This is a genomic window from Flavobacterium lotistagni, assembly GCF_011392125.1.
GTDB classification, from domain to species: Bacteria; Bacteroidota; Bacteroidia; order Flavobacteriales; family Flavobacteriaceae; genus Flavobacterium; species Flavobacterium lotistagni.
In genome coordinates this window covers 150584-177535 of sequence record NZ_JAAJBU010000001.1, presented here as the reverse complement: position 1 = coordinate 177535, position 26952 = coordinate 150584, and the positions used below count along the sequence as shown (strand labels likewise).

Genomic DNA, 26952 nt, shown 5'->3' with positions numbered 1-26952 from the left:
ACTAAAACAATTTCGCGACCTGTTCGTTGACGAATTCCAGGAAACGTTCATCGGCCTGCGTAAACGGATCAAGCACATTGGAATCGATGTCGATCTGGCCGATGTTTTCCCCGCGTACAAAAAGCGGCACCACAATTTCAGATTTCACGGTGAAGCTGCACGCGATATAATTGTCTTGGGCCTGAACATCGGGTACAACAAAGTTCTGGTTGGATTCGGCCACTTGCCCGCAAATGCCTTTGCCAAACGGAATCACGGTATGGTCAGTTGGCGCGCCTACGTATGGCCCGAGGTGCAAGGTTCGGCTCGCGTGATTGGCGAAGTAAAACCCGACCCAATTGTAATGCGCCACGTTTTTTTCGAGTAAAGCGCAAAGCTGAAGTAGTTTTTCGTCGCGATTCAAGCTGGGTTGTTCTAAAATTTCGAGTACTTTTGGCTGAAGTTCGGAGAAGGTCATGGCTTTTTTTTCGCAAAAGTATTCAATGCTTCGGGCTTTAATTCTATAAATTTGTTAAAAATTCTTTCTTGAAAAAATACCTTTCGCTTTATCGGCCGTTCTTTGTTTTTTTGGCGAAGTTCTTCGGCGTGTATGTGGTTCTGACTGTTTTGTATCGTTGGTATTTAAGCGGTTTCGAGAGTGTGTTGTCTTTTGAAGTCGATGGTTTTACACAATCAGTTGCTCGTCAGGTACAATGGGTTTTGCAAGCTTTGGATTTTCAGGCGCAGTTAGAGCCACATCCGGCGCAGGCTTCGGTAAAACTGATTCTGGAAAACGTATACGTATCGCGTGTGGTTGAAGGTTGCAATGCCATCAGCGTCATGATACTTTTCGTGGCTTTTGTAGTGGCTTTTTCCGGGAAATGGAAAACGACCGTTCTGTATGTACTGCTGGGCTCTTTGTTGATCCACGTTTTGAATGTGTTGCGCATTGCTTTGCTTTCGGTAGCCTTGTATTACAATCCGGAGCAAGAACCGCTATTGCACGGCGTGGTTTTTCCGCTGTTTATTTATGGTGTAGTGTTTTTGCTTTGGGTGTTTTGGGTGAATCAATTCTCGGATTATGCAGCAAGGAAAAATGGATAAAAAAGTCAAGGCGTTATTGGTTGCGCTTCTGGTTGTGCTTTTGGCATCGGTGCGCGCTTTCGAGAATGTGCTTTTTTATGATCCGTTTTCGGCTTATTTCAAAAACGACTACCTCAATTTGGCTTTTCCCGATTTTGAATTTTGGCCGTTGCTGGGCAGCATGACTTTGCGTTATGCGCTGAATACCGTTTTATCGCTGGGCATCATTTGGGTTTTGTTTACCGATGTAAAGCTGACCCAATTCGCAGCAGTTTTGTATGCGATTTTTTTCGTGCTGCTGATGTTACCTTTCTTTGTGCTGATTACTTTCGGAGAGCAACATCAGTACTTTGTGTTGTTCTACTTGAGGCGTTTTTTAATCCAGCCTTTATTGGTTTTGCTTTTTGTACCGGCTTTTTATTATCAGCGACTCACGCAAAAATCATAAAAACGGTTCGGTCAACTTATTCTTAAACGAAAACAAAACCAATCCCACTTTCGATTTGATGCCGTAGCGGTCAAACAAAGCCGCGCGATAACCTTCAAGCGATTTCACCGACAAGCCCATTTTTTCGGCCATTTGTTCGTAGGTGAATTCTTTTTCATTGCAAACCAGCGTTAAGAATTCGTGTTCACGCGCGGTGAGTTCAATGGTTTTTTTCTGTTGGCGATGGTTTTCCTCGTAATGGCGAACCCGTTTTAAAATCTCTGAAACGTTATTGTAGCCGATAGTCACGATGTTGTTGATAGCGAATTTCAAATCATGCGCCGTGCAGTTCTTGTTCAAAAAGCCGCGCGCGCCAAAGTTGTAGGCCTCGTCAATGATGTGCTCGTCGAAGTGTTGGGTGAGCAGTAAAACCCGATATTCCTCTTGTTTTTCTTCCAAGACTTTGAGTACTTCGATTCCATTGAGTTCAGGCATCGAATAATCGAGAATGCAGAGATCGACTTTTTGTTCAAAGGGCAAGGCATTGAGAAATTCTACGCCGCTTTCGAATTCGTAAATCACTTTGATGTTGCCTAGTTTTTCTAAAAGCTCAATTAGGCCTTGACGCACGATTTTATGGTCGTCGATAATGCAAACGTTGATGGTATTCATGATGGGTTTTCTATTAAAGTAATGGTGGTTCCTTGGTTAGGAATAGATTCGATGCGGAAACTATGTCCGATGGCTGCTGCCCGTTGTCTGCAATTTTCAAGGCCGATACTGTTCTGGTTTTTAACGTTAGCTTCGAAGCCGATGCCATTGTCTATAAGCACCATTTCGAAAACGGGTAAGGTTTTTATCGTTATTGAAATCGAGCTGGCTTTGGCGTGTTTGAGTAGGTTGTTGATGCTTTCCTGAAAAATTCGAAAGATCACTATTTGTTGCTCGACACTAAATTTTCGCGCAGGTTCGTCTTGGCATTCAAACGAAACATTGAGGCTTTTGAGGTTTTTAATTCGATCGATGTCGGTTTGTATGGCATTGATTAAGCCATTGACAATAAGCCAGTTGTTGTTGAGCGAATGACTGATTTGCCTGAGCGATTGCGAAAGATTGGATACAGAAGTAGAAATAGGCGAGAGGCTGCCTTCGCAATCAGGGTGGTCGAGTTTCAGATTTTCGAGTTGGAAATTGATGACCGTGAGTTGCTGTCCGGCATCGTCGTGCAAATCTTGGGAAATAGAAGTGAGCAACTGTTCCTGATTTTCCAGAATGGCACTGTTGAGCGTTTTCTGAAAAGCCAGTTCTTTTTGGTTGTGTTCTTTGATTTTCTGGATGTAGAGTTTGATGAGCACTGCGCAGAACAACACCACGAGGCTGATAAAAAGTAGGCTAATGATGATGCCCAGGGCGATGTCTTTAAGCATTTTTTAGTTTTTGTTCTTTGTAAATATAGAAGTCAATGAGCCCATAGTAAACAATATTGACAAAGCAATTGATAAGTGAATATAAAGTGATGTCGTTGTAAATCAGGTAGTCCAGTAACTTGAAATCCCCAAAGCCTAAAGTGAAGCTCATACCCATGAAAAAGTAAACCGGCGCAAACAATATGGTGTAATCGTTGTTTGAAAAAAAAGCAAGATTCTCTTTGCTCAGGTTCTTGAAACTTTCATATATAAATAAGGCAATGTAGATCAGAGCGCCAAAGACAAAAGTTTTCTGATTCAGATTTCTACCCTCCCAAAAGAACAAATTAAACAGTCCAAAACATAGAAAAAGGATAGGAATTACCAATGAGTATCGATATGAACTGAATTTAGAGAGCAACCATAACCAAAGGAATTGGTGGAAAATAAAGCTTATCGAATACAATAGGAACAGATTGATCCCATAAATCGATAAGATGACAGAAAGTACCTCTGTCAGGCAATTGACCACCAAGATTAATTGTACTAGGCGATGGATTTTATTTTTTGAATTTAGATGTAAAACTCCATATGCCATGGTAGCGAATACCAAAAGGCGAATGGAGTTTGTACATATAAATAGATTTGACATTTAAATTATCAACTTCATTGAGGTAAATAATGGCCCGAGTCCTATTGCGGGAGACGGGTTTTGGGAATAATCATAAAATGTGGTGGAAATGCCATTGGGGAAAGTGACTCTAAAAGCTACGGTAAGAACCGGACTTTGTCCAGCAGAGGTTTGTAGGTTGATGGTCACTTCTGCAAAATCAAATATGCATTTTTGAAGGTCTGCTAAGGTCACCACATCATTGTTCACTAGAATGCTTCTAAAAAAAGGATAGGAATGATAGGTCTTTCCATCTGTACTGCTAAAAGCGGCAGTCTCGTATTGAAACTGGTCGTTAGTATCAAAGTACAATCGGATGTAGGCGTTTTTGTCATAATTGTGATTTTGAAACTTAGCACCTAATTTGTTGGTTAAATCTGCGGCAGTCAAAGAGGCTTTTCTTACATGACTTGGATCTTGAATAGCAGCTGTTATAGTGTTGTCGTCGGCACCTTTTTTGTCGATGATATGCACCTTTTCAATGAAATCATAGCTGTCATCATAACAAATGATTGACGAGTTGTCTTCCAGCCAGCCCACCAATATGTTCGCGTCTGTTATTTTAGAGAGATTGACAATCTCCACGTCGACCCCGCATTTAGAGAGTTTTGAACTTCCTAATACCATGTCTTTGTTTTTCACTGCCGGGTTTCCGTAGGTTAAATTATCCCATCCGGCTGGTTTTTGGTTCATCTGAATGAATACCGTCTTTAAAATGTTAAAATCTGCCATGTCTAAAATTTTTAAAAGTTGATATTCACAAAGATGGCAAATGGCTGTATTTGCGTCATTGGGGAAAACCCTAATTGGTTTAGGGAAAAACCACAATCGGTTTCACAAGATAAATTTAACACTTCCGATTTAACCTCCAAACTTTTCAATGACAATTATTTACGGGGAAATCCCGCTAACGTTCTGGGGCTTTCCCTATATGAAAGCAAGTATCGAAAATTAGTTTTGAATCAGTAATTCTAAAACAATTTAATTATGAAAACAAAATGGATTTATTTTATTCTAGCGTCATCGGTATTGTCTCTATCGAGTTGCAGTCATCGAATGCTAATGAAACAATTGGTCAAAACAGAAAATTTGGAAGCTCAAGTTGCTAATGTTGACGGGTCGAAAAGAAATGCTTACTTCGTTTATGACAAGGTCAACAACCGCTTTACTACATTGTCAGAACCACCGCCAGACGCTATTATACAACAAGCAACGGATTTAGTAAACAAGTTGAAGTTAGATCCTAAAGTGGATACGGAGCAGTCGGTTAAACTTACTGAAAGCGTTATTCAATTAGGGCAAAGAACTGTGGCGGTGAATGTGTTAAGAGATGCCTTATTCAGGCTTAATGAAATGAACGTAAATCACAACAACGTTCCTATCGACAGTATTTCTTCGGCGTTGTTCAGAAGAATATTAAAGGTGGCCGAAACTATTGCGCTGGCCGATAAAACCAAGGCGGAAGCACAACAGGTTCAAGCCGAGGCTGATAAAATCAATGCAAATGTTGAATTGATGAAAACAGTTGATTTGGCCGATATTGAAAGGAAAGGATATAATTTCATTCTCAACAAAGACTTACTCAATGCCACTTCTACCTTTTCAAAATTGGACGAACTATCGCCGCAATACAAAAGCGCCTTCGAAATATCTAAATTTTTAAAAGGCTATGATAGCAAGTCGATTAATGAGTCAGATTGGAAAGCTATTTTTGGAAAGATTGCCAAAGAATATTCGTGGAAAATGCCGGAAGAACTCAAACAAAAAATGGAAGAACAAGCCAATAAATGAAATTGATTTTTATCATTGGATTGAATATTTTCAGATTCAACAACGCCTCCCTCTCAAACCGGAGGCGTTTTTTTCTAACACCATTTTAAGAAACACCTCCATTTTTTTGAATACTTTTGCCATATGCAATTCAAGAAACCCATAGTGCTTCTGCTCGCTTTTCTGCTGTTGTTTTCCAACGTAGGATTAGCACTCAACGTGCATTATTGCGATAATGAGATTGCATCGGTCTCTTTGAACGCTTCTAAACCCGCTGAAATAGAAGAAGATTGCTGTGGTGCTGTAGAAGAAACTTCGCATTGCTGTAAAGACAGAGTAGTTTTTATTGAAAAAAAATCAGACCAAGCGTTACTTCAATCATTTGTTTTTGAATGGGCTGTAGCCGTCTTGCCAAATTTTTCGTCCCCGGTTTTTTTAGCTCCAGCGGTATTTCATTCTCCAAAGCAGTCTGCGGCTTATTGTTGCGATTCACACGCACCGCCGCTTTTCAAGCTTTATTCCCAATACATATTTTACGACCCGGTTTAATGTTTTTAATTGAATCCACTTCGGTGGCCAAATGATTATTAACATTAAATTCCTTTTATGAAAAAAAACGTACTGCTTTTCGGGTGGTGCTTTACTTTTTACTACGGATTTGCCCAAGAGCCTGTCAAACAAGATACGCTGCAAACCGTTCAAGTAGAAGCCAGCCGCAAAAGCCTCAAGAAGTCCTCTAATCTGACTTCGAATACAACGGTAATGAGCAGCAAAGAATTGCTCAAAGCCGCTTGCTGTAATTTGGCGGAAAGTTTCGAAACCAATCCGTCCATCGACGTTAATTTTGCCGACGCGTTGACCGGCACCAAACAAATCAAAATGCTTGGGCTCACGAGTCCGTATTTGATGATTACCGAGGAGAATATCCCGATTGTTCGTGGTGCTTCGCAGGCTTATGGCTTATCGTTTACGCCCGGCACTTGGGTAGAAAGTATTCAAGTTACCAAAGGCGCGGGTTCGGTAGTGAATGGTTATGAAAGCATCTCGGGCCAAATCAATACCGAACTGATTAAGCCGCTTAATGATGTTCCGGTATTTGTCAATGCGTACGGCTCGACTGATTCGCGCTTTGAACTCAACACGCATTTCAACAAGAAAGTGTCTGACGATTGGGCCACCAGCCTATATGTTCACGGAAACACTCGCGTTTCCAAGAATGACATGAACGATGATGGTTTTCTCGATAATCCGCTTGGACAACAAATCAACTTAATTAATCGTTGGCAATATGCTTGTGCCGAAACGGGCTGGATCACATTTTTGAGCCTTCGCTATATGAATGATAAAAAGCAAACCGGCCAACTCGATTATGACCGGACGCTTCACAAAGGCTCCACGCAGTTCTGGGGTTCAGAGGTCAACACTGAGCGGTTTGATTTAACCTCCAAAGTTGGGTATGTATTTAAAGATATGCCTTTTCAAAGCATTGGTTTTCAGAATGCTTTTAGCAGCCACAACCAAGATTCCTATTTCGGATTGCGCACCTACAATATCAAGCAACAGAGCTATTATTCGAACCTGATTTTCAATTCCATCATCAGTAATACGATGCATAAGTTTGCCACGGGAATGAATTTCACTTATGATGCCTATTCGGAAGTAATTTCACAGAATGATCTCGGGCGGATTGATAATTCTGTCGGTACTTTCTTCGAATATACCTATGACAATACGGATAATTTCAGTCTGGTTTTGGGCGGACGAATAGATTACCACAACCGATTGGGCGTCTTTGTCACCCCGCGAATTTTTGCGAAATACCTTCCTTGGGAAAAAGGCGTCGTTCGGGTTTCGTTGGGTCGAGGCAAACGAGCGGCTAATATTTTTGCAGAAAACCAGAGCCTATTGGCGAGTTCGAGGGATTTCTCGGTGCTGGATTCCTCGGGAAAGATTTATGGCTTAGATCCGGAAATTGCATGGAATTATGGTTTTAGCTTTAGTCAACAGTTCAAGCTTTTAGGCAAAAGTGCCGACATTGGCCTTGATTTTTATCGCACCGATTTTCAAAATCAAGTCGTAGTCGATTTATATGCCGGGCCGCAGCAGGTTTTGTTTTACAATCTAAGAGGAAAATCCTACGCCAATAGTTTGCAACTCGATTTCAATCTGGAAATTATCAAGCATCTGAACCTTCGAACCGCTTATAAGTATTATGATATCCGCACAGATTATTTATCTACCACTGCAGAACGACCTTTGCAGGCCAAGCACCGATTTTTTGCCAACCTCGAATACGCCACACACATTGTCGATAAAGGCAAGCAATGGAAGTTCGATTATACCTTCAACTGGCTCGGAAAGCAAGCTTTGCCCAATACGCAATCTAATGCACCAGAAAATCAGTTAGGTAAATATTCGCCCGCATTTTTGGTGATGAACACCCAAATCACCAGAACTTTTTCGTCGAATTTTGAAATGTACATCGGCGGAGAAAACATCGGCAATTACCGTCAAGACAAAGCCATTTTGGGAAGCGATAATCCGTTCGGGTCTAATTTCGACACCTCGATTGTTTATGCGCCTGTTTTTGGTCAAATGTTTTATGCCGGTCTGCGTTATAAAATTAGGTAACTTTAATCTTTTGAATCCATTAAATTAAACGACAATGAAAAATATCATCATGGTTTTGTGCCTGATTGGCTTCGGAATTTCGATGCCGGCACAAGAGAAAAAAAATAAAAATGCCAAATACACTTTTGAGGTCAATGGCAATTGCGAACAATGTAAAAAACGAATTGAAAAAGCTGCCTTCAGCGTTGCTGGAGTAAAGTCGGCCATTTGGAATCTAGAGTCACATGAGTTGAGTGTAATCCTTAATGAGGAAAAGACTTCAGTAGTCGAAGTTAAAAAAGCCATTGCTAAGGTCGGTCATGATACGGACGAAATCAAAGCAGAAGATGCGGTGTATGAAAAGCTCCACAGTTGCTGTCTTTATGAAAGAAAGCCATAAAAGCGTTAACTTAATTTTAAAAAACACCGATAAATTGCGGTTAAATTAAATTATTATTACTTTCACGGGCTCAACCAATAACCAGCCTTTATGAACAATTTTGAGTGGACGCAGCTCTTGAATCCGGAATTTTACATCACTTTTGAAATCGCCGGCATCCAACTCGGTTTGTATATTGTCTTGTTTATTGTATTTGCCGAAACGGGTTTGTTCGCCGGTTTTTTTCTTCCCGGAGATAGTTTGCTTTTTTTAGCCGGAATTTACAGCCGCGATTTGATTCAGAACGTAGTAAATATTCCCGCTGATTTTGTCAATGTGACGCTTTTGTCTGTGTTGGTAGCCATATCCGGAGTGTTTGGCAATATGATGGGCTACTGGTTTGGAGCCAAAAGCGGTTATTATCTATTTAAGAAAGAGGACACTTTTTGGTTCAAGAAAAAATACCTGTTGCAGTCAAAGGATTTCTTTGAGAAGTATGGAGGGAAAGCGATTATATTCGCCAGATTTTTACCAATTTTCAGAACCTTTGCCCCGATTGTGGCCGGAATCGTGTCGATGGATAAAAAACGATTTATGTTCTTCAACATTCTGAGTTCGTTTTTATGGTCGTTCATTCTGATTTTTTCCGGGCATTATCTTTACGGATTCTTCTTAGAGCGTGGTATTGACTTAAAAGAGCACATCGAATGGATTGTCATCGGAATCATTTTTATTTCGACCTTTCCGGTGTTGATGAAGCTACTGAAGAAGCGAACCGTCAAGCCATCCGATCAAGTGTAAAATAAAAAATCCGTCAAGTTAATTACCTGACGGATTTTTTGTTTTAATGAATTTGGGATATTACATCATTCCCGGCATTCCGCCGCCCATTGGCATTCCGCCGCCAGCAGCATTGTCTTCTTTAATATCGACCAAAGCGCATTCGGTAGTAAGAATCATACCCGATACCGAAGCCGCGTTCTCTAAAGCCACACGGGTTACTTTTTTAGGATCGATGATTCCGGCTTTGAGCATGTCTACGTATTGGTCGGTTTTCGCGTTGTAACCGAAGTCGTTTTTGCCTTCTGATACTTTTGCAACCACCACAGAACCTTCAAGTCCTGCGTTTTCAACAATCGTTCTCAGCGGAGCTTCAATCGCGCGCGATACGATCTGAATTCCGGTAGTTTCATCGGCGTTGTCAGCTTTCACGTTTTTCAAGACGCTTTTTGCACGAAGCAATGCCACACCACCACCGGCCACGATTCCTTCTTCAACCGCGGCACGAGTTGCATGTAACGCATCGTCTACGCGGTCTTTTTTCTCTTTCATTTCAACTTCTGAAGCTGCTCCGACATATAAAACTGCAACACCGCCAGCTAGTTTTGCCAAACGTTCCTGCAATTTTTCTCTATCGTAATCAGAAGTCGTCGCTTCCATTTGGCCTTTGATTTGGTTCACGCGGTTTTTAATCATATTGGCATCACCGGCACCGCTTACCACAGTTGTATTGTCTTTGTCAATGTTCACGCGCTTGGCCGAACCGAGCATGTCAATAGTTGTGTTTTCTAGAGTATAACCTCTTTCTTCAGAGATGACAGTTCCACCAGTTAAGATGGCAATATCTTCGAGCATTGCTTTTCTTCGGTCGCCAAAACCAGGAGCTTTCACAGCAGCAATTTTAAGCGCACCACGCAATTTGTTGACGACTAAAGTTGACAACGCTTCACCATCGACATCTTCAGCGATAATCAATAACGGTTTTCCAGATTGGGCTACCGGTTCTAAAACTGGTAATAATTCTTTAAGTGAAGAGACTTTTTTGTCATACAATAAAATGTACGGATTGTCTAGTTCAGCCTCCATTTTTTCGGCGTTGGTCACGAAATACGGTGACAAATAACCGCGGTCGAACTGCATACCTTCCACCACATCTACGTAGGTTTCGGTTCCTTTTGCTTCTTCGACAGTAATTACACCTTCTTTTCCGACTTTCGAGAAAGCATTGGCAATCAATTCTCCGATAACTTCGTCGTTGTTGGCAGAAATTGCAGCAATTTGTTTGATTTTCTCAGAGCTGCTACCGACTACTTTGGCTTGTTTTGATAAATCGGCCACAATGGCTTCAACGGCTTTATCGATACCGCGTTTCAAATCCATTGGATTGGCACCGGCGGCAACGTTTTTCAAACCTTCTTTTACGATAGCTTGGGCTAAAACGGTGGCGGTTGTGGTTCCGTCTCCGGCCAAATCATTAGTTTTGGAAGCGACTTCCTTCACCATCTGGGCGCCCATATTTTCCAACGGATCTTGCAGCTCGATTTCTTTCGCAACGGTAACTCCGTCTTTGGTCACGTTCGGTCCGCCGAAAGATTTTCCGATAATCACGTTGCGGCCTTTTGGGCCTAAAGTTACTTTTACTGCATTGGCTAATGCGTCAACGCCGCGCTTGAGTCCGTCGCGGGCTTCGATGTCAAATTTAATATCTTTTGCCATATTTTTTTTGCTTTAGGCAGTAGGCTTTAAGCGATTTTGCTTCATGCTACTGCAGATTAAGTATTTGTTTTAGTTTATATATTTTGCTTTTGATTTGATTGATGTCTTTTCCGAGAGATTCAAATACTTCAATGTTGATGTAGTTTAAATCTTTTGAAAGAATCAATAAGTATTCAACTTCATTAGATGAACCAATAGCAATATTGAGAAATTGATTGAATTCTTTATCGCTACTTCTTCCGCAGCCTTCGCTTATATTAGTCGGAATTGAAGTAGCTGCTCTACGAATTTGGCTCGATAAGCCGTGCAACTCTTCTTTTGGAAAATTTGCTGAGATTTTATAAATCTCTAACGTGAAGGAATGACTTAACTGCCAAATATCATATTTTTTGAAATCTCTCATTGCTTCTTGCTTTTGGCTTAAAGCTTGGTGCTATACAATAGCGAGAATATCGTCTTCTCTCATCATTAAGTAATCTTTTCCTTCGAGTTTGAGTTCGGTGCCTGCGTATTTTCCGTAGAGTACGGTGTCCCCGATTTTTACGGTCATTGCATGGTCTTTAGTGCCTTTGCCTACAGCAACGACAGTTCCTTTTTGCGGTTTTTCTTTCGCGGTGTCAGGAATAAAGATACCCGAAGCGGTTTGGGTTTCAGCGGCTACAGGCTCGATGAGTACTCGGTCTGCGAGCGGTTGGATTTGTAATGCCATAATTCAAATATTTTTTAAGATTATTTTTTTAACGCACCGCCGGTTTTCAGAAATTGTGCCGACAGCGAAAAACTGACAATTTTACCTAAAAAAAATGCCAGCATTGTCAAGCTGGCACTTCTTGTATTTATCGATACGGATAATTATTTTGTAGCTGGCGTTGCAGGTGCTTCAGTAGCAGGTGCTTCCGTTGTAGGTGCAGCCTCAGTTGCAGGAGCTTCAGTTTTAGCAGGTGCAGGAGTAGCTGCTTTTGGAGCCGCAGTTTCAGTTTGGTCAATGATTTTCGATTCGTTGTCACTCATAGCTCCATTAAAGCTTAAGCTCGAAAGCATAATCAAGACAATTAAAATGGTGGCTAAAGTCCAGGTGCTTTTATCTAAAAAGTCTGTTGTTTTTTGAACGCCGCCAATCATTTGCGATCCACCCAAAGAAGAAGACAAGCCGCCGCCTTTAGGATTTTGTACCATGACAACGATGATCAATAGAAAACAAACTATGGTGATCAAGACTAAAAAAATTGAAAATGTGCTCATTGCTATTATTTGTTATTTTGTTGTAAATTTTTGATATCCAAAATTCGGTCTGCAAAGAAAGAACTTTTTTCCGGATATTTCAAAATTAAAATTTCATAGGCCTGAATCGCTTTCTGATATTTTTTCTGTTCGAGGTAAACCCGGGCCAAAGTCTCGGTCATCAGCGAAGAACTATCGGCAAAACTCGGTTCGTAAAAAACAGCCGGAATCTCGGCGTCTTTCTTAATTGGCGGAATCTTTGGGTTGGCCTCTATGAAACGGTCAATCAAGACGTTTTTTTTTTGCTTCTCGAAGTGGGCTTCTGAAGTAGGTGTTGGTTCTTGAGTTGTAGTAGGCGGGTTTTCACGCTCAATCGGCTTCAATTTTGAAAGCTGTAGCCATTCTTGAAAAGAGTGCCGTTCGCCTGCTGAAAATTCAAGGGGTTTGCCCAAATCGAGTTTTTCTTCGGCTGAGATGGCTTCCGGAGTTGCCTCAGGTGCCGGTTCCGAAACCGCTTCTTTAATTACGGTATCTTCTATTTCATCGGCAATTTCAGCAGGTTCTGGTTCTTTGTTTTGAGTTTCCTCGGGCGCTTGCACAAAATCGTCAATGGTGATTTTTGAAACTTCCAGTTCTACCGTTGGGATTTCTGCTTCTTTAATCGAAGACAATAATGATTGTTCTATTGTATTCTCACGGATTTCGAGTTGCGGTTCTTCGGCGTAATCCGTTCTAGCCGGTATTTCCTGGTTTGCATCGACTATTTCGCTGTCATCTACCTGAATGTTGAGCAATTCCGCTTCGTTCTTATCGAACAATTCTTTGTTGATGGTCGTGAAAGTATCCGAAGTGATAAAATCGAACAGCACACTTCTATCAGTAGTATGCGCCGCTGCAATTTTTAGCGCATAATTGTATTTAAAACTGTTCTGATTATACAAACCTTTAAGGTACAAGGCCCGCGCGCTTTGAAAGTACGGAAACTCCTGCACGATTTTCTCGAGCGCCTCGGTCTGTTTTTCCTGGACCGTTTCGGGCTTGTTGAGCAGGTGAGTATATTCGGTTACATTCATAAAGCTAATCAGCACACTATATTAAGGTAAGGCAAAGAAACGAATTTTTTCATTTACCACTTCGCCAGTGATTCATTAAAAATATCTTGGGTAATTCTTTCGAAAATTTCGTCGAGTGCCGCTGTCAGCCTAGAGCCAACCAATTGTTCGGTACCGGGAAAATTATAGAAAAAACTGAATTTCTTCTCGAAGTTGTCTGTTTCTTTGTTTTTATTAGAAAACCGGACGTTGACTGTAATCGATAATCGGCTTTCGGCAGCCAATTGATCTGCGGTAGCGGTAGTCGGGCTAATTCTGTAATCGATGATTTCGCCTTCGTAAAGCAAATCGCCATTGGTGTTAACCAGATTCAAGTTGGTTTGGTTCTGTATCAGGTTTTGCAATCTTTGTGTAAAAGTGCGCTCAATTCCGGGTTCTACCAGCGGCGCATTGTTCTGGAAATAATTCACCTGAAAAGTTTTGGCATCGATCTTTCCGGTACCGGTAAAGTTGTAAACCGAACAGCTGTTAACGGAGAAAGCGATGGCAAGCAGTAAAAGATATTTGAGGTGTTTCATTTCAAAATTAAAAAGCCAAAGATATTTAAATTCGGGCTAAGTCGGATTATAAATCAAACTGTTTGATTTTGCGGTACAAAGTTCTTTCTGAAATGCCCAGTTCGTCGGCGGCGGCTTTTCGTTTCCCTTTGTTTTTCTCGAGTGATTTTTTAATCATCTCAATTTCTTTTTGCTCGAGTTTGAGGTTTTCTTCTTCCTCAACGGTTTCGGCAAATTGAAAATGGTCATCGTTGGATTCAAAAACCACAGGCTTACTTGTAGACGGAATCACCGAAGTTCTCGGTGTTTCCTCAAACGAAATTTCATCTTCGCTATGACTCGAACCGTAAATTTTCTGAATCAAATTCGGGTTGATGTCTTGCATTTTTCCGCCTCCGTTTTTCATGAGCTCGAGCGTGAGTTTTTTCAAATCGTTCAAATCGCTTCGCATGTCAAACAATACCTTATATAATATATCGCGCTCGGTACTGAAATCGCTTTCGGATTTTTCGTTTTTAATCACTAGTGGCAAATTGCTGCCTTCGCTCGGCAAGTAAGATTGAAGGGTTGCACCTGAAATATCGCGATTGGTTTCTAATACTGATAGCTGCTCGGCCATGTTACGTAACTGTCGGATGTTCCCGCTCCAACGGTATTTTTGCAACACCTGAACGGCCTGTTCGTCAAGTCTGAGTGGTGGCATTTTGTATTTGTGCGCAAAGTCTGAAGCGAATTTTCTGAACAATAAATGAATGTCATCTTTTCGGTCGCGCAACGGCGGAAGCTGAATGTCAACTGTACTCAATCGGTAATAAAGATCTTCGCGGAATTTTCCTTTTTCAATCGCATCTTGCAGATTCACGTTGGTGGCCGCAACAATCCTAACATTGGTTTTCTGTACTTGCGACGAACCTACTTTGATGAATTCCCCGTTTTCCAATACCCGAAGCAAACGGACTTGCGTGGTCAGTGGCAGTTCGCCTACTTCGTCTAAGAAAATCGTTCCGCCGTCGGCTACTTCAAAATAACCTTCTCGCGTATTGGTCGCTCCGGTAAAAGCGCCTTTTTCATGGCCGAAAAGTTCACTGTCTATGGTGCCTTCAGGAATTGCTCCGCAGTTCACGGCGATGTATTTTCCGTGTTTGCGATGCGATAAGGAATGGATGATTTTTGGAATGCTTTCTTTTCCTACGCCACTTTCCCCGGCTACTAAAACGGTAATGTCAGTCGGGGCCACTTGAATCGCTTTTTCTATCGCACGGTTGAGTTTCGGGTCGTTGCCGATAATCTCGAAACGTTGCTTGATGGCTTGTACACTTTCCATGTTTTCAATGAATAATGAACAATGAATAATTAATAATTAAGAGGTTGTACCCAATATCAATCATTCATTATTTCTGTTAATTATTTTACGTTCATTTCTGAATAGCCAACAGCTTTTCCTATTAAAGTGCCGCTGGTACAGGAAGTGATTTCGACATTTACGAATTCACCTATATTATATTGTTCTTTCGGGAAAACGACCGTCAGGTTTTGAGAATTGCGTCCAGACCAATCATTTTCTGATCTTTTAGATTCTTTTTCAATCAGCACTTCGACGGTTTTACCCACAAATTGAGCGGTCCGAAAAGCACTGTGCTCGCGTTGCAAAGCGACAATTTCCTGCAAACGGCGTAGCTTGGTTTCTTCAGGCACGTCGTCTTTCATTTTCCTTCCGGCCAAAGTTCCCGGTCTTTCCGAATAGGCATACATATAACCAAAATCGTATTTCACGTATTCCATTAAGCTCAAACTGTCTTGGTGGTCGGCTTCGGTTTCAGTCGGAAAACCTGCAATCATGTCTTGGGTAATGCCACATTCGGGAATGATCCGACGGATGTTGTCAATCAGTGTCATATATTCTTCCCGGGTATGGAGCCTATTCATTTCTTTCAAAATTCTATTGCTGCCCGACTGTACCGGTAAATGAATATGGTTGCAAATGTTCGGATGTTTGGCAATCACTTCCAAGACACTCAAATGCATGTCTTGCGGGTTCGAGGTCGAGAAACGAATGCGCATCTTCGGGAAAGCCGTCGCCACCATATCGAGCAACTGGTCGAAATCTACGGCCGTGGCTTTTTGCATTTCAGAGGCTTTGTCGAAATCTTTCTTGAGCCCGCCACCGTACCATAAATAGCTGTCAACATTCTGACCCAAGAGCGTGATTTCTTTATAGCCTTTGTTCCAGAGATCTTGAATTTCGTTCATGATACTTTGCGGTTCTCGGCTGCGTTCCCGTCCGCGAGTAAAAGGCACTACGCAGAAAGTACACATATTATCGCAACCGCGCGTAATGGAAACCAGTGCAGAAACCCCGTTGGTCATGAGCCTGACCGGTGAGATATCGCCATAAGTTTCTTCTTTAGACAAAATTACATTGATAGCATCTCTGCCTTCTTCGACTTCTGCCAATAAGTTTGGCAAATCTTTGTAAGCATCTGGCCCGACAACCAAATCGACTATTTTCTCTTGTTCCAGAAATTGTTCTTTGAGGCGTTCTGCCATACAACCCAAAACCCCGACTTTCATTTTCGGGTTCACTTCGCGCTTCACGGCGTTATATTTTTCTAGGCGTTTGCGAACGGTTTGTTCGGCTTTGTCTCGAATGGAACAGGTGTTTACCAAAACCAAATCCGCTTCTTCAAGTATTTGCGTGGTGTTGAAACCATTCTCAGAAAGAATCGAAGCCACGATTTCGCTGTCAGAGAAATTCATCGAACAGCCGTAGCTTTCAATAAACAATTTCTTGGTGTTCTGCGGTTTGTGTTCTAGGGTGAGGCTTTCTCCTTGTTTGCTTTCTTCGATTGTCTTTTCCATGTTTTTGATTGTGCAATTTCGAACTGCAAATATAAGACAAATAGGTAAAAATATGACAAGATGTCAGCGGTAGCGGTTGTTAATTTTTAGGAGCCGGGAACCTGCTGTACGCTGCAAGTCCTCGCTGAGCTGCGGGCTTTCCACTTCCATCAGGGCTAGGGTGACCGTAACATCATTGAATATTGTATTGAATTCAATTTGAGTCAGGGCTTGGGCTGCAGATTCTAATGGCAAATCTCGGTGAAATACCCAAAATTTCGGTCGAAAAGACGATATTTAAAAAATTTAGATACTTTTGCGGCACCAAACCACAGCAATATGGCAAAGAATTTAGTGATCGTGGAGTCGCCGGCGAAGGCAAAAACAATCGAAAAATTTCTCGGAAGTGATTATCAGGTGGAGTCCAGTTATGGGCACATTGCCGACCTTCCTTCAAAAGAAATCGGTGTGGATGTAGCCAATGGCTTTAAACCGAAATACGAAGTGTCGTCCGATAAAAAAGCGCTGGTTACCAAACTCAAGACTTTGTCAAAAAATGCCGATATGGTTTGGCTCGCTTCCGATGAAGACCGTGAAGGAGAAGCCATTTCCTGGCATTTGGCTGAAGAACTGAAACTCGATAAGAACAAAACCAAACGGATTGTTTTTCACGAAATCACCAAATCAGCCATTTTAAAAGCCATAGAAAACCCACGCGAAATTGATTATAATTTAGTCAACGCCCAACAAGCCCGCCGCGTGCTTGACCGTTTGGTCGGTTACGAATTATCACCAGTTTTATGGCGCAAAGTCAAAGGTGGTTTGTCGGCCGGTCGTGTACAATCGGTCGCGGTAAGATTGATTGTGGAGCGCGAAAGAGAAATACAAAATTTCAAGCCGGTAGCCAGTTTTTCGGTTAGCGCAGAGTTCACTACCGAAACCGGAAAGTCTGTAAAAGCCAAACTGCCAAAGAATTTCAGTACCCAGAAAGAAGCCGAAGATTTCTTGCAGCAGAACATCGGCTCATCCTATGAAGTATCGGACATCGAAACCAAACCCGCCAAAAAATCACCGGCGGCACCTTTTACCACATCAACCCTTCAGCAAGAAGCGGCCAGAAAGCTTTATTTACCGGTAGGAATTACCATGCAACTCGCCCAGCGCTTGTATGAAGCCGGACTTATTACCTATATGAGAACCGATAGCGTAAACCTTTCTAAGGATGCGATGGAGGCAGCCCAAGCAGAAATCATCAAATCTTATGGTAAGGAGTTCTCTAAACCGCGGGCTTTTGCTACTAAAAGTAAAGGCGCACAGGAAGCCCACGAAGCTATTCGCCCAACGGATATGTCTAGACATTCAGTGAACATAGATCGTGATCAATCTCGGTTGTATGACCTAATCTGGAAACGTACCTTGGCATCTCAAATGAGTGATGCTGAACTGGAACGAACCAACGTGAGAATCGAAGCAAACAATCACAATGAGGCATTTGTGGCGTCGGGAGAAGTATTGCTTTTTGAAGGATTCCTGAAAGTATATCTCGAAGGCAATGACGATGACGATGAAGAACAAGAAGGTATGCTGCCGGCAATGAAAATTAATGAGAAGTTGCTCAATAATTCGATTACGGCTACTGAACGATACACAAGGCCAGCAGCACGTTACACAGAAGCAGCCCTGGTGAAGAAACTCGAAGAATTGGGGATTGGCCGTCCGTCGACTTATGCGCCTACTATCTCTACGATTATCAACAGAAACTATGTAGAGAAAGGTAATCTCGAAGGCCAGGAAAGAAATTATGTGCAGTTGTTGCTCAAAGACGGAACAATCAATCGACAGCAACTAAAAGAAAATACAGGTTCTGATAAAGGAAAGCTTGTGCCTACAGATATTGGTACCATCGTGACTGACTTTTTGGTAAAGAATTTTGAAACGATTCTCGATTATAATTTTACCGCAAAAGTAGAGCAAGACTTCGATGAAATTGCCGAAGGAAACGTCAATTGGGAGCGCATGATGCAGGATTTCTACAATCAATTCCATCCGAATGTGACCGAAGTAGAAGCCAATGCAGAGCGCGAAAGTGGTGAGCGTATATTGGGAACCGACCCGAAAACCGGACGTCAGGTTAGTGTGCGATTGGGTAAATTTGGTCCAATGGCTCAAATCGGAGAAGCGGAAGACAATGATAAATTATTTGCGAGTTTAAGATCCGATCAAAATATTGGTAATGTGACTTTAGAAGAAGTGTTGAATTTGTTCTTACTTCCGAAACAACTCGGCATTTATAAAGGTGAAGAAATAGAGGTCAACAATGGCCGCTTCGGACCTTATGTTAGATTTGGCAGCCAATTTATCTCGCTCCCCAAAGGAAAAGATCCACTGGATGTCTCGATGGAATTTGCCCAGGAAATTATTAACCAGAAGTTGAAGGCAGATGCTCCGATTGCAACATATAAAGGAATAGATGTGCAAAAAGGCGTAGGGCGTTTTGGACCTTTTATTAAATGGAATGGGCTTTTTATTAACGTAAGTAAAAAATACAACTTTGACAACTTATCTGCTCAAGATGTGGCGGCATTGATTGAGGATAAATTGCAAAAAGACCTCGATAAAGTGATTCACGAATGGAAGTCGGAAGGCATCGTGGTGGAGAAAGCGCGTTGGGGCAGATCGGTTATTACGCAAGGAAAAATAAAAATCGAATTGGGCAAAGAAGTCGACGCTTCAAAGCTTACTCTGGCGCAAGTGCAAGAACTTATAGATGAGAAGGCGCCGGCAAAAAAAGCTACCGCCAAAAAAGCGGCACCCAAGAAAACTTCAAACAGTAAAAAGAAATAGTTGATGGAGTTTAATTTTCTGCAACCAGTATCGCTTGAATTGCAAAGTTTTCTTAAGGAATTGTCTTCGCAACAACTTGGAAGTAAAGTGACTTTTCATACACAGGAAGATTTTCCGGATATGGAAAGAATTAAAATTGCAATTATTGGAGTCTGCGATAATCGTGGTTTGAATGATCTTGAAATTGATTTGAGTCATTTTCGGGAGGCTTTATACTCGCTGTTTCCGGGTAACTGGGAAAGTTCCATAGCTGATTTAGGCGACATATTACCAGGGAATACTAAAAGTGACACTTATTTTGCGCTGCAAATGACCGTTTCTTCTTTAATTAAAAGAAAAATCATACCTATAATTATTGGTGGTTCACAAGATTTGACCTATGCGCTTTATCGGGCTTATGACAATCTTGAACAAATGGTGAATTTGGTTGCCATTGATAGTAAGTTTGATTTTGGAAAGGAAAGCGATCCGATTTCAGCCTCATCTTATTTAACCAGAATTGTACTTGACGAGCCTAACAACTTGTTCAATTTTAGCAATGTGGGGTTTCAAACATATTATAATTCTCAGGAAGAAATTGATCTTATTGAAAAGTTGTTTTTCGATGCGTATAGATTGGGCGATGCAACACATTCTATTTCGATAACGGAACCGGTTTTTCGCGATGCAGATATTGTGAGTTTGGATTTGCATAGTGTAAAGTCTTCAGATTCAGGAAATTTCATTACTTTTACTCCAAACGGTTTTAATGGAAAAGAAATTTGCGCATTGGCTAGGTATTCAGGAATTAGCGACAAAGTTTCCCTTTTTGGAGTTTTCAATCATGAGGGTTTGAGTCAAGAGGCAGTTTTAATAGCGCAAATTGTTTGGTATTTTATTGAAGGTTTTCATTACAGGTCTAATGAATATCCTTTTGGAAGTAAAGAGCATTATTTAAAGTACATTATACCCCTAGAGGATGATGAGCTAGTGTTTTACAAGAGCAATAGAACTGAACGCTGGTGGATTGAAATCCCTTTTGTTTCCTCGTCTAATAATAAATTAAAGAAAAGCACGTTGTTACCCTGTTCACATGAGGAATACCTGGCAGCTTGCAATCAACAACTGCCAGAAAGATGGTGGAAAGCACAAAGAAAGAATATTATATAGTTGTTAGTCTTTTTAAATCAACTAATTGTAATATTTTTCTTTATTATTAATACAAAAAAGCGCATTTTGTCGTTGTTTTTTGCATTTTATCGATAAAATATTTTTTTGATATCAAATTTAATTCTACTTTTGGAATGTGAATTTGTGTTATCATTTCAAGGCAATAAAATTTAATAACAATTAATTGCTTTTTTAAAAAATAATAAATAGGTTTACGCCCTTAAATTATGAACACATACATAACCCCAATTTATATGAAGAAATTCATTTCATTTTCAGTAATTTTAGCTATGTTGGCGAGCTGTGGAGGTTCGAGCGATAAAGGTGAATTGGTAGGCGTTAAAGGAAAGAAATGGCATCCTGAAAAACCATATGGAATGACTTTGGTTCCAGGAGGTTCGTTCATTATGGGTAAATCCGATGATGATTTAGCGAATGTTCAAGATGCGCCTACGAAAACCGTAACGGTTCGTTCTTTTTATATGGATGAAACTGAAATAACTAATAGTGAGTATAGAGAATTTGTCGAGTGGGTGAAAGACTCGACCATTCGGGTTCGTTTGGCTATTTTGGCTGATGAAGTTGGTGGAGGAGGAACTGCTGGTGCTGGTGCTAAAGGTGGAAAAGGAGGAAAAGGCGGAAGTATTTCTGATTTCGCTTTTAATGATGCTGATCCTGCTAAAATGACTGCATACGATAAATACATGTATGAAAACTATTACAGTGTGGGTACTGATGATGATCCGTATGCGGGAAGAAAACTTAACAGAAAAGTAAAACTCATTAAAGATACTTCAAAGTATCCTGATGAATATTATACTGAAGTAATGGATACTATGTATTTACCTGTGGCTGAATCCTACAATGGTTTGCGTACTATTGATGTAAATAAATTAAAGTTTCGTTATTCGTGGATGGATATTCAGGCTGCTGCAAAGGCTAAGACTGGAAAAAGAAAAGACTTCATAAAAACTGAACAAACTAAAGTTTATCCAGATACAACTGTTTGGATTAAAGACTTTGCGTATTCATACAATGAGCCGATGCATAATGATTATCTTTGGCATCAAGCTTACTCTGAATATCCAGTGGTTGGTGTAAATTGGAAACAGGCAAAAGCATTTTGTGCTTGGAGAACTTTGAAAAAGAATACTTGGATTAAGTCGAAGAAAAAAGGAAGAGATTTGACCAACTCTTTCCGTCTTCCAACCGAGGCTGAGTGGGAATATTCAGCTAGAGGAGGTTTAGAATCAGGAACTTATCCATGGGGAGGTCCTTATACGAAGAACGATAGAGGTTGTTTCTTGGCTAATTTTAAACCAAATCGTGGGGATTATGCTGCGGATCAGTCACTATACACCGTAGAAGCAAAATCGTTTGAGCCTAATGGTTATAACCTATACAACATGGCGGGTAACGTAGCTGAATGGACAGATTCGTCTTATGATGCGGGAGCTTATGAGTATGTGTCTACGATGAACCCTAATGTCCCTGACAACAAGAATATGCGTAAAGTGGTTCGTGGAGGATCATGGAAAGATGTTGCTTATTTTCTACAAGTGAGTACCCGTGATTTTGAATATGCCGATACTGCAAGAAGCTACATAGGATTCAGAACAGTTCAGGATTATATGGGTACAGTTACTACAGGTAAAGCGCCTAAAAGATAATTAATATTAACCAACTATTATAATTTAACTTAACTAACTAAATTTTTTTTTATTATGGCATTATTAAGCAAAAAAGCAATGAATTTCGCTTACGGTATGGGAGCGGCAGTAGTAATCATCGGAGCTCTTTTTAAATTGATGCACTGGCCAGGTGCGAGCGCGATGTTGATCATCGGATTGGGTACTGAAGCATTTATCTTTGGGCTTTCAGCTTTTGATAAACCAGACGACGAACTAGATTGGTCATTAGTATATCCTGAATTAGCGGGTGGAGAAGCTCGTAAAAAAGAGAAAAAAGAAGAGCCTAAAGATGCTCAAGGTATGCTTTCTCAAAAACTTGACGCTATGTTGAAAGAAGCAAAAATTGATGGTGAATTGATGGCAAGTCTAGGAAATAGTATTAAAAATTTTGAATCAGCAGCAAAAGGTATTTCTCCTGCTGCAGATGGAATTGCTGCTACCAAAAAGTATAGTGAAGAATTAACACTTGCTGCTGCTCAAATGGAGTCTTTGAATAGCTTATACAAAATTCAATTGGACAGCGCTTCTAGAAATGCTCAAATCAATAACGAAGTAGCTGAAAACAATTTGAAATTAAAAGATCAGATGCAGTCCTTAACGTCTAACTTGTCATCTTTGAACAATGTTTATGGAGGTATGCTTTCTGCAATGAGCAACAACAGAGGGAACTAAAGCCTACTGCATTTTTAATATATTAATTAACAAAACAAACTAATTAGAAAAAATGGCAGGAGGAAAATTAACCCCTAGACAGAAGATGATTAACCTCATGTATTTGGTTTTCATCGCGATGTTGGCATTAAACATGTCGAAAGAAGTTTTATCGGCTTTCGGTATTTTGAATAATAAAATTGTAGAATCAAATAAAATCACTGACGCACGTAACCAATCTTCATTTGAGCAGTTGGCACAAAAAGCCTCTGATCAACCATTACAATATGGCCCTAAAAAAGAGAAGGTTGAGAAAATTCGTGCCCTTTCAAAGGATTTTTATCAATACATTGAATCCGCAAAAGACAATTTCACAAAAGAACTTGTGAAAGATGCTAATGGTAATTTGCCTTTTGAGCAAATGGACAAAGGTGACAAGGTGGATGAGAAGTGGTTTCAAGGCGATAAGCCTTCAAAAGCAGGAAAAGAATTCTTAGATAAGATTGCTTCCTATGTTGCGCAATTAAAGCAAATTGGTGGTAGCTCTATAGCTGACGCTGAAATGAAAAAAATCGAGAATAGATTTTCAACAAAACCGGTTTTCTCTAAAACAGAAAACAAAAACATAGAATGGCTAGAGTACAACTACAAAGGTTTCCCTTTAATTGCTACTGTAACAAAGTTGTCTCAATTGCAAGCAGATATCAAAACTACAGAAAGTGATATCATTAACGGTATGTTCCAATCTGACCTTGTAGCAGCAGCTTCATTAACAGCTTATCAGCCGATTGTTGTTCCTGAAAAAACTGCTTTCTTCCAAGGAGAAGCAGTTAAAGGAAAAATTATTTTAGGTAAGTTTGATCCAAACCTTGTTGCTAAATCAGTAATCGTTAATGGTACTTCCGTTAAGGCTGAAGCCGGTCAAGCTAATTTCTCTTTTGGAGCTGGTGCAGTTGGTGAGCATGAAATTAATGGCTCATTCAATTTTGACGAAAACGGAAAAGTGGTAAGCCTCCCAATTAAAGGTAATTACGTAGTAGTTCCAAGGCCTAATTCTGCTAATATTTCTGCAGATAAAATGAATGTCGTTTACAGAGGTTTACCTAACCCAATGACTATATCGTTTGCTGGTATTCCTGACAACAAAGTTACGGCATCTGCTCCTGGTATGACCAGAGGCTCCAAACCAGGTCAATATAACCTTAATCCAGGTTCTGGGACTGAAGTTACGGTTAGTGTAACCGGAGAATTGCCAGATAAAACTAAAGTGTCAGATAAAAAAGCATTTAGAATCAAGAACATCCCAGGCCCACAAGGAGCTATTGGGGGTACAATTGGAAATGACAAAGGTGCTAAATCTCGTCTTGAAGTTTCACAGATTTCGGCAAAGTTGCCAGATTTCTTATATGACCTTAATTTCCAAGTAACTCAGTTTACATTCAAAGTTCCTGGACAAGCTGCAATCATTGTGAACGGAGATAGAGTTAATGGTCAATGTAAAGCTGCTTTGGCAAGAGCAGGTAGAGGAGATCAAATTACAATCTACGATATTAAAACTAAAATTGTTGGTGTATCGGCTAATATTCAAACTGGTAAATGTGCGCCAGTTATTTACGAAATACAATAATTAATTTAAGTTTTGGTTGTACCTACTTAGTAACTTAGAATATAGAAAGATGAAATTAAGAAATTGTTTATTGGTAATTCTTTTTGCTGCCGGAGCTACTTCAGCTTCTGCTCAGTCGAATTTGCTCAATGCTAAAACCCCTGACGAGATTGGCAAGAAAACACCTGCGCAATTGATTTCTGATAATGATAAGCCTCTGCCTTATGGTTATGTTCATGATAGAGATGTCTTGATGGGTAAAACCGTATGGGAAATAATCGATTTAGATGAAAGAATCAATTTTCCATTGTATTATCCAATTGATACTGCCAATATTGGTAAAGACAGACGTTCTTTGTTTAGTGTGTTGTTAAACGGTATTAAATCGGGTAAGATTACTGAGGTTTATGCTGATGATTATTTCAACACCAAAAAGACCCTTAAGGATATGCAATCATCTTTTAAGTATGTAGATACAACCCAAGCTGGAATCGATGAGATTAACAACTATTATGATGATTACAAGGCTGGTAGAAAAATACTAGATCCTCAATTTATCAATACAAAAGATTTGACAGCTCAAGATATCTCAGGATACAAAATAAAAGGATATTGGTATTTTGACAAGCGTCAAAGTGAATTGAAATACCGTATGCTTGGAATTTGTCCAGTGTCACCTGAGGCCAGAGATATAGGAGCAGAAAATCCAGATGTTATTGAGTTGTTTTGGGTGTATTTCCCTGCAATCAGAAATGTTTTGCATGAGGCCAAAGCTTTCAACGATAGGAACTCTGCGATGCCATTTACTTTCGATCATGTTTTGAATTCGAGGCGTTTCAATGCTGTAATATATAAAGAAGAAAACGTTTATGGTGACCGTCAGATAGCAGAATACATGAAAGAGAATTCTCAAATGCAACTGTTAGAATCGGAACGTGTCAAAGATAAGATTCGTGATTTCGAACAAGATATGTGGAACTACTAAATGGGTTTCATTTTAAACAAACAAACTCCTGTCATTTTGATGGGAGTTTTTATTTTTAACTATGATAGATTATATAGTAGTTGGCTCTGGTTTGGCTGGTGTTACCTTTTTAGAAACTGCTCTGCAAAACGGAAAGAAAGTTATTTTGTTTGATGACGGTAAACCACCTGCATCCCAAGTGGCGGCTGGCTTGTATAATCCTGTCATATTAAAAAGATATAGCGCAGTTTGGAACGCTGCGCAACAACTTGCCTATCTCGAAATTTTCTACGGGCTAATTCAGGCGAAACTTCAACAAACTTTTAATCACAGAAAGCCGATGTTGCGGAAGTTTTTTTCCGTAGAAGAGCAAAACAATTGGTTTTTGGCAGCCGATCAACCTTCTCTTTCTTCATTTTTGTCGACTCAATTGCGGTGGGATCGATACAATGGCATTGATGCATCATTTGGATATGGTGAAGTTAAAAGCACCGGCTTTTTAGATATCATTCCTCTGCTAACATCTTACAAGGCATACTTAAAAGAAATAGATGCTTTGCGTAGCGAAAGTTTTGATTATTCAGTTTTGAAAATCCATAACGACCATCTATTTTATAAAGATATCAAAGCTAAACATATTGTTTTCACTGAAGGATTTGGTATGCTTCAAAACCCGTTTTTTTGTCATTTACCACTGCAAGGCACAAAAGGAGAAGTGCTGTTAATTAGAGCGCCAGAATTAAATCTTGACGTTATCGTTAACACGAATGTGTTTATTTTGCCAATCGGCAACGAATTGTTCAAGGTGGGAGCGACATACAATTGGGCAGACAAAACTACTGAGCCCACTGCTTTTGCGAGAGAAGAGTTGATTTCCAAAGTAAAGGAGATTCTTAACTGCGATTTCGAAGTGATTGATCAAGTCGCTGGTATCAGACCTACTGTTATAGATCGAAAGCCGCTATTAGGAACGCATCAGCAATACAATAACATTCACGTATTGAACGGGCTTGGAAGTCGCGGTGTGATGTTGGCTCCAATGATGGCTAAAAACCTTTATGAGCATATCGAATTTGGCTTACCTTTACCATCAGAAGTAGACATTAAAAGATTTGAGAAAGCAGTGCTTTAGTTTTTCAGTTCTGACTGATACGAAACAAACATATTGATGTAAATGTTTCTGGAAAGCCTCAGCACTACTGGAGCAAAAATGACCAAAACAGCTATAATCACCACAAATGAGGTTTTAACAGAAAGCCCCATAAAAAGATAGGAAATAATAAAAGCTGCTATTCCTACTGCCACGTTGAGCGCGTAACTTACATACATCGCGCCGTAAAAAAACGAAGGCTCAATCTGGTATTTCAATCCGCAATGGCTGCAATTTTCATTCATTTTAAGCACTTTGTCTAGCGCATATGGGTTGGCGTTCACATACATATTTTCAGACTGGCACTGCGGGCAAGTTCCTGTTAAAATGCTATTTAGTTTGGATCCTTTTTTTAACATTTGCAAAAAATTTTCACAAAGATATTCTTTTGTGTAGCGCTAAAGAATTT

The 26952-nt window shown here is 40.3% G+C and carries 28 protein-coding genes; 14 read left to right on the top strand and 14 right to left on the bottom strand.

Annotated features, from left to right (window positions below):
* Position 1 precedes the first annotated feature (1 nt).
* A complete protein-coding gene (locus G4D82_RS00755) occupies positions 2-457 on the bottom strand; it encodes a GAF domain-containing protein (RefSeq protein ID WP_166333408.1) in 456 nt (151 codons plus the stop codon).
* Positions 458-525: 68 nt separating this feature from the next.
* Here G4D82_RS00755 and xrtF point away from each other — a divergent pair, with 68 nt between their 5' ends.
* Both xrtF and G4D82_RS00745 read left to right on the top strand, forming a co-directional pair.
* Positions 526-1083 carry an exosortase family protein XrtF gene (xrtF, locus tag G4D82_RS00750; protein ID WP_166333406.1) on the top strand — a complete coding sequence of 186 codons (558 nt, stop codon included), beginning with the start codon at positions 526-528 and terminating at the stop codon, positions 1081-1083.
* Entirely contained in the window at positions 1061-1510 is a 450-nt protein-coding gene (locus G4D82_RS00745) for an exosortase F system-associated membrane protein (protein WP_166333404.1), read from the top strand. Before xrtF ends, G4D82_RS00745 begins: the two co-directional genes overlap by 23 nt.
* On the opposite strand, the gene G4D82_RS00740 is transcribed toward G4D82_RS00745, so the two are convergent.
* The 4 genes from G4D82_RS00740 to G4D82_RS00725 all read right to left on the bottom strand — a co-directional run bounded on the left by G4D82_RS00740 (position 1505) and on the right by G4D82_RS00725 (position 4297).
* Positions 1505-2161, bottom strand: coding sequence for a response regulator transcription factor (locus tag G4D82_RS00740; RefSeq protein WP_166333402.1), 657 nt, complete (start codon positions 2159-2161; stop codon positions 1505-1507). The genes G4D82_RS00745 and G4D82_RS00740 overlap by 6 nt on opposite strands.
* Positions 2158-2916, bottom strand: coding sequence for a sensor histidine kinase (locus G4D82_RS00735; RefSeq protein ID WP_166333400.1), 759 nt, complete (start codon positions 2914-2916; stop codon positions 2158-2160). The genes G4D82_RS00740 and G4D82_RS00735 overlap by 4 nt, the downstream gene beginning before the upstream one ends.
* Positions 2909-3241 carry a hypothetical protein gene (locus tag G4D82_RS00730; RefSeq protein WP_166333398.1) on the bottom strand — a complete coding sequence of 111 codons (333 nt, stop codon included), beginning with the start codon at positions 3239-3241 and terminating at the stop codon, positions 2909-2911. Before G4D82_RS00730 ends, G4D82_RS00735 begins: the two co-directional genes overlap by 8 nt.
* A gap of 306 nt (positions 3242-3547) precedes the next feature.
* Positions 3548-4297: a hypothetical protein gene (locus tag G4D82_RS00725; protein WP_166333396.1), complete on the bottom strand. Its 750-nt coding sequence runs from the start codon at positions 4295-4297 to the stop codon at positions 3548-3550.
* A gap of 255 nt (positions 4298-4552) precedes the next feature.
* Here G4D82_RS00725 and G4D82_RS00720 point away from each other — a divergent pair, with 255 nt between their 5' ends.
* The 5 genes from G4D82_RS00720 (at position 4553) to G4D82_RS00700 (ending at position 9125) form a co-directional block, all read left to right on the top strand.
* Positions 4553-5356 carry a hypothetical protein gene (locus G4D82_RS00720; RefSeq protein WP_166333394.1) on the top strand — a complete coding sequence of 268 codons (804 nt, stop codon included), beginning with the start codon at positions 4553-4555 and terminating at the stop codon, positions 5354-5356.
* A gap of 123 nt (positions 5357-5479) precedes the next feature.
* On the top strand, positions 5480-5884 hold the full coding sequence (locus tag G4D82_RS00715; RefSeq protein ID WP_166333392.1) for an HYC_CC_PP family protein: 405 nt from the start codon (positions 5480-5482) through the stop codon (positions 5882-5884).
* A gap of 57 nt (positions 5885-5941) precedes the next feature.
* Complete coding sequence (locus tag G4D82_RS00710) at positions 5942-7966, top strand: TonB-dependent receptor plug domain-containing protein (RefSeq protein ID WP_166333390.1); 2025 nt, start codon at positions 5942-5944, stop codon at positions 7964-7966.
* 34 nt (positions 7967-8000) lie between these two features.
* The gene (locus G4D82_RS00705; protein ID WP_166333388.1) at positions 8001-8345 is read left to right on the top strand and encodes a heavy-metal-associated domain-containing protein; all 345 of its coding nucleotides are present in this window, start codon (positions 8001-8003) and stop codon (positions 8343-8345) included.
* Positions 8346-8435: 90 nt separating this feature from the next.
* The gene (locus G4D82_RS00700; protein ID WP_166333386.1) at positions 8436-9125 is read left to right on the top strand and encodes a DedA family protein; all 690 of its coding nucleotides are present in this window, start codon (positions 8436-8438) and stop codon (positions 9123-9125) included.
* Positions 9126-9185: 60 nt separating this feature from the next.
* Here the strand turns inward: G4D82_RS00700 and groL are convergent, their stop codons facing one another.
* The 8 genes from groL to miaB all read right to left on the bottom strand — a co-directional run bounded on the left by groL (position 9186) and on the right by miaB (position 16509).
* On the bottom strand, positions 9186-10820 hold the full coding sequence (groL, locus tag G4D82_RS00695; protein WP_166333384.1) for a chaperonin GroEL: 1635 nt from the start codon (positions 10818-10820) through the stop codon (positions 9186-9188).
* A gap of 46 nt (positions 10821-10866) precedes the next feature.
* Positions 10867-11223 (bottom strand): four helix bundle protein, encoded by a 357-nt coding sequence (locus G4D82_RS00690; RefSeq protein WP_166333382.1) that lies wholly within the window; start codon positions 11221-11223, stop codon positions 10867-10869.
* A 30-nt stretch (positions 11224-11253) separates the two neighbouring features.
* Positions 11254-11529: a co-chaperone GroES gene (locus G4D82_RS00685; RefSeq protein ID WP_166333380.1), complete on the bottom strand. Its 276-nt coding sequence runs from the start codon at positions 11527-11529 to the stop codon at positions 11254-11256.
* A 143-nt stretch (positions 11530-11672) separates the two neighbouring features.
* The gene (gene secG, locus G4D82_RS00680; protein WP_166333378.1) at positions 11673-12062 is read right to left on the bottom strand and encodes a preprotein translocase subunit SecG; all 390 of its coding nucleotides are present in this window, start codon (positions 12060-12062) and stop codon (positions 11673-11675) included.
* A 5-nt stretch (positions 12063-12067) separates the two neighbouring features.
* Positions 12068-13114, bottom strand: a complete 1047-nt coding sequence (locus tag G4D82_RS00675; RefSeq protein ID WP_166333376.1) for a tetratricopeptide repeat protein — start codon at positions 13112-13114, stop codon at positions 12068-12070.
* Positions 13115-13167: 53 nt separating this feature from the next.
* Positions 13168-13671, bottom strand: a complete 504-nt coding sequence (locus tag G4D82_RS00670; protein ID WP_166333374.1) for an LptE family protein — start codon at positions 13669-13671, stop codon at positions 13168-13170.
* A 46-nt stretch (positions 13672-13717) separates the two neighbouring features.
* On the bottom strand, positions 13718-14974 hold the full coding sequence (locus tag G4D82_RS00665; protein ID WP_166333372.1) for a sigma-54 interaction domain-containing protein: 1257 nt from the start codon (positions 14972-14974) through the stop codon (positions 13718-13720).
* Between the two features lie 80 nt (positions 14975-15054).
* Positions 15055-16509, bottom strand: a complete 1455-nt coding sequence (gene miaB, locus G4D82_RS00660) for a tRNA (N6-isopentenyl adenosine(37)-C2)-methylthiotransferase MiaB (protein ID WP_166333370.1) — start codon at positions 16507-16509, stop codon at positions 15055-15057.
* A gap of 318 nt (positions 16510-16827) precedes the next feature.
* Between miaB and topA the strand changes: the two genes are divergently transcribed.
* The 7 genes from topA (at position 16828) to G4D82_RS00625 (ending at position 26525) form a co-directional block, all read left to right on the top strand.
* The gene (topA, locus tag G4D82_RS00655) at positions 16828-19332 is read left to right on the top strand and encodes a type I DNA topoisomerase (protein ID WP_166333367.1); all 2505 of its coding nucleotides are present in this window, start codon (positions 16828-16830) and stop codon (positions 19330-19332) included.
* Between the two features lie 3 nt (positions 19333-19335).
* Positions 19336-20481, top strand: a complete 1146-nt coding sequence (locus tag G4D82_RS00650; protein ID WP_166333365.1) for a formimidoylglutamase — start codon at positions 19336-19338, stop codon at positions 20479-20481.
* A 254-nt stretch (positions 20482-20735) separates the two neighbouring features.
* Positions 20736-22151 (top strand): T9SS ring complex lipoprotein PorK/GldK, encoded by a 1416-nt coding sequence (porK, locus tag G4D82_RS00645; protein WP_166333363.1) that lies wholly within the window; start codon positions 20736-20738, stop codon positions 22149-22151.
* A gap of 54 nt (positions 22152-22205) precedes the next feature.
* Positions 22206-22844, top strand: a complete 639-nt coding sequence (gene porL / locus G4D82_RS00640) for a type IX secretion system motor protein PorL/GldL (RefSeq protein ID WP_166333361.1) — start codon at positions 22206-22208, stop codon at positions 22842-22844.
* Positions 22845-22896: 52 nt separating this feature from the next.
* Positions 22897-24450, top strand: a complete 1554-nt coding sequence (porM, locus tag G4D82_RS00635; RefSeq protein WP_166333358.1) for a type IX secretion system motor protein PorM/GldM — start codon at positions 22897-22899, stop codon at positions 24448-24450.
* A 49-nt stretch (positions 24451-24499) separates the two neighbouring features.
* Entirely contained in the window at positions 24500-25414 is a 915-nt protein-coding gene (gene porN / locus G4D82_RS00630) for a type IX secretion system ring subunit PorN/GldN (RefSeq protein ID WP_166333356.1), read from the top strand.
* 61 nt (positions 25415-25475) lie between these two features.
* Positions 25476-26525 (top strand): NAD(P)/FAD-dependent oxidoreductase, encoded by a 1050-nt coding sequence (locus tag G4D82_RS00625; RefSeq protein WP_166333354.1) that lies wholly within the window; start codon positions 25476-25478, stop codon positions 26523-26525.
* Here the strand turns inward: G4D82_RS00625 and G4D82_RS00620 are convergent.
* A complete protein-coding gene (locus G4D82_RS00620) occupies positions 26522-26902 on the bottom strand; it encodes a DUF983 domain-containing protein (RefSeq protein WP_166333353.1) in 381 nt (126 codons plus the stop codon). The genes G4D82_RS00625 and G4D82_RS00620 overlap by 4 nt on opposite strands.
* Positions 26903-26952 lie beyond the last annotated feature (50 nt).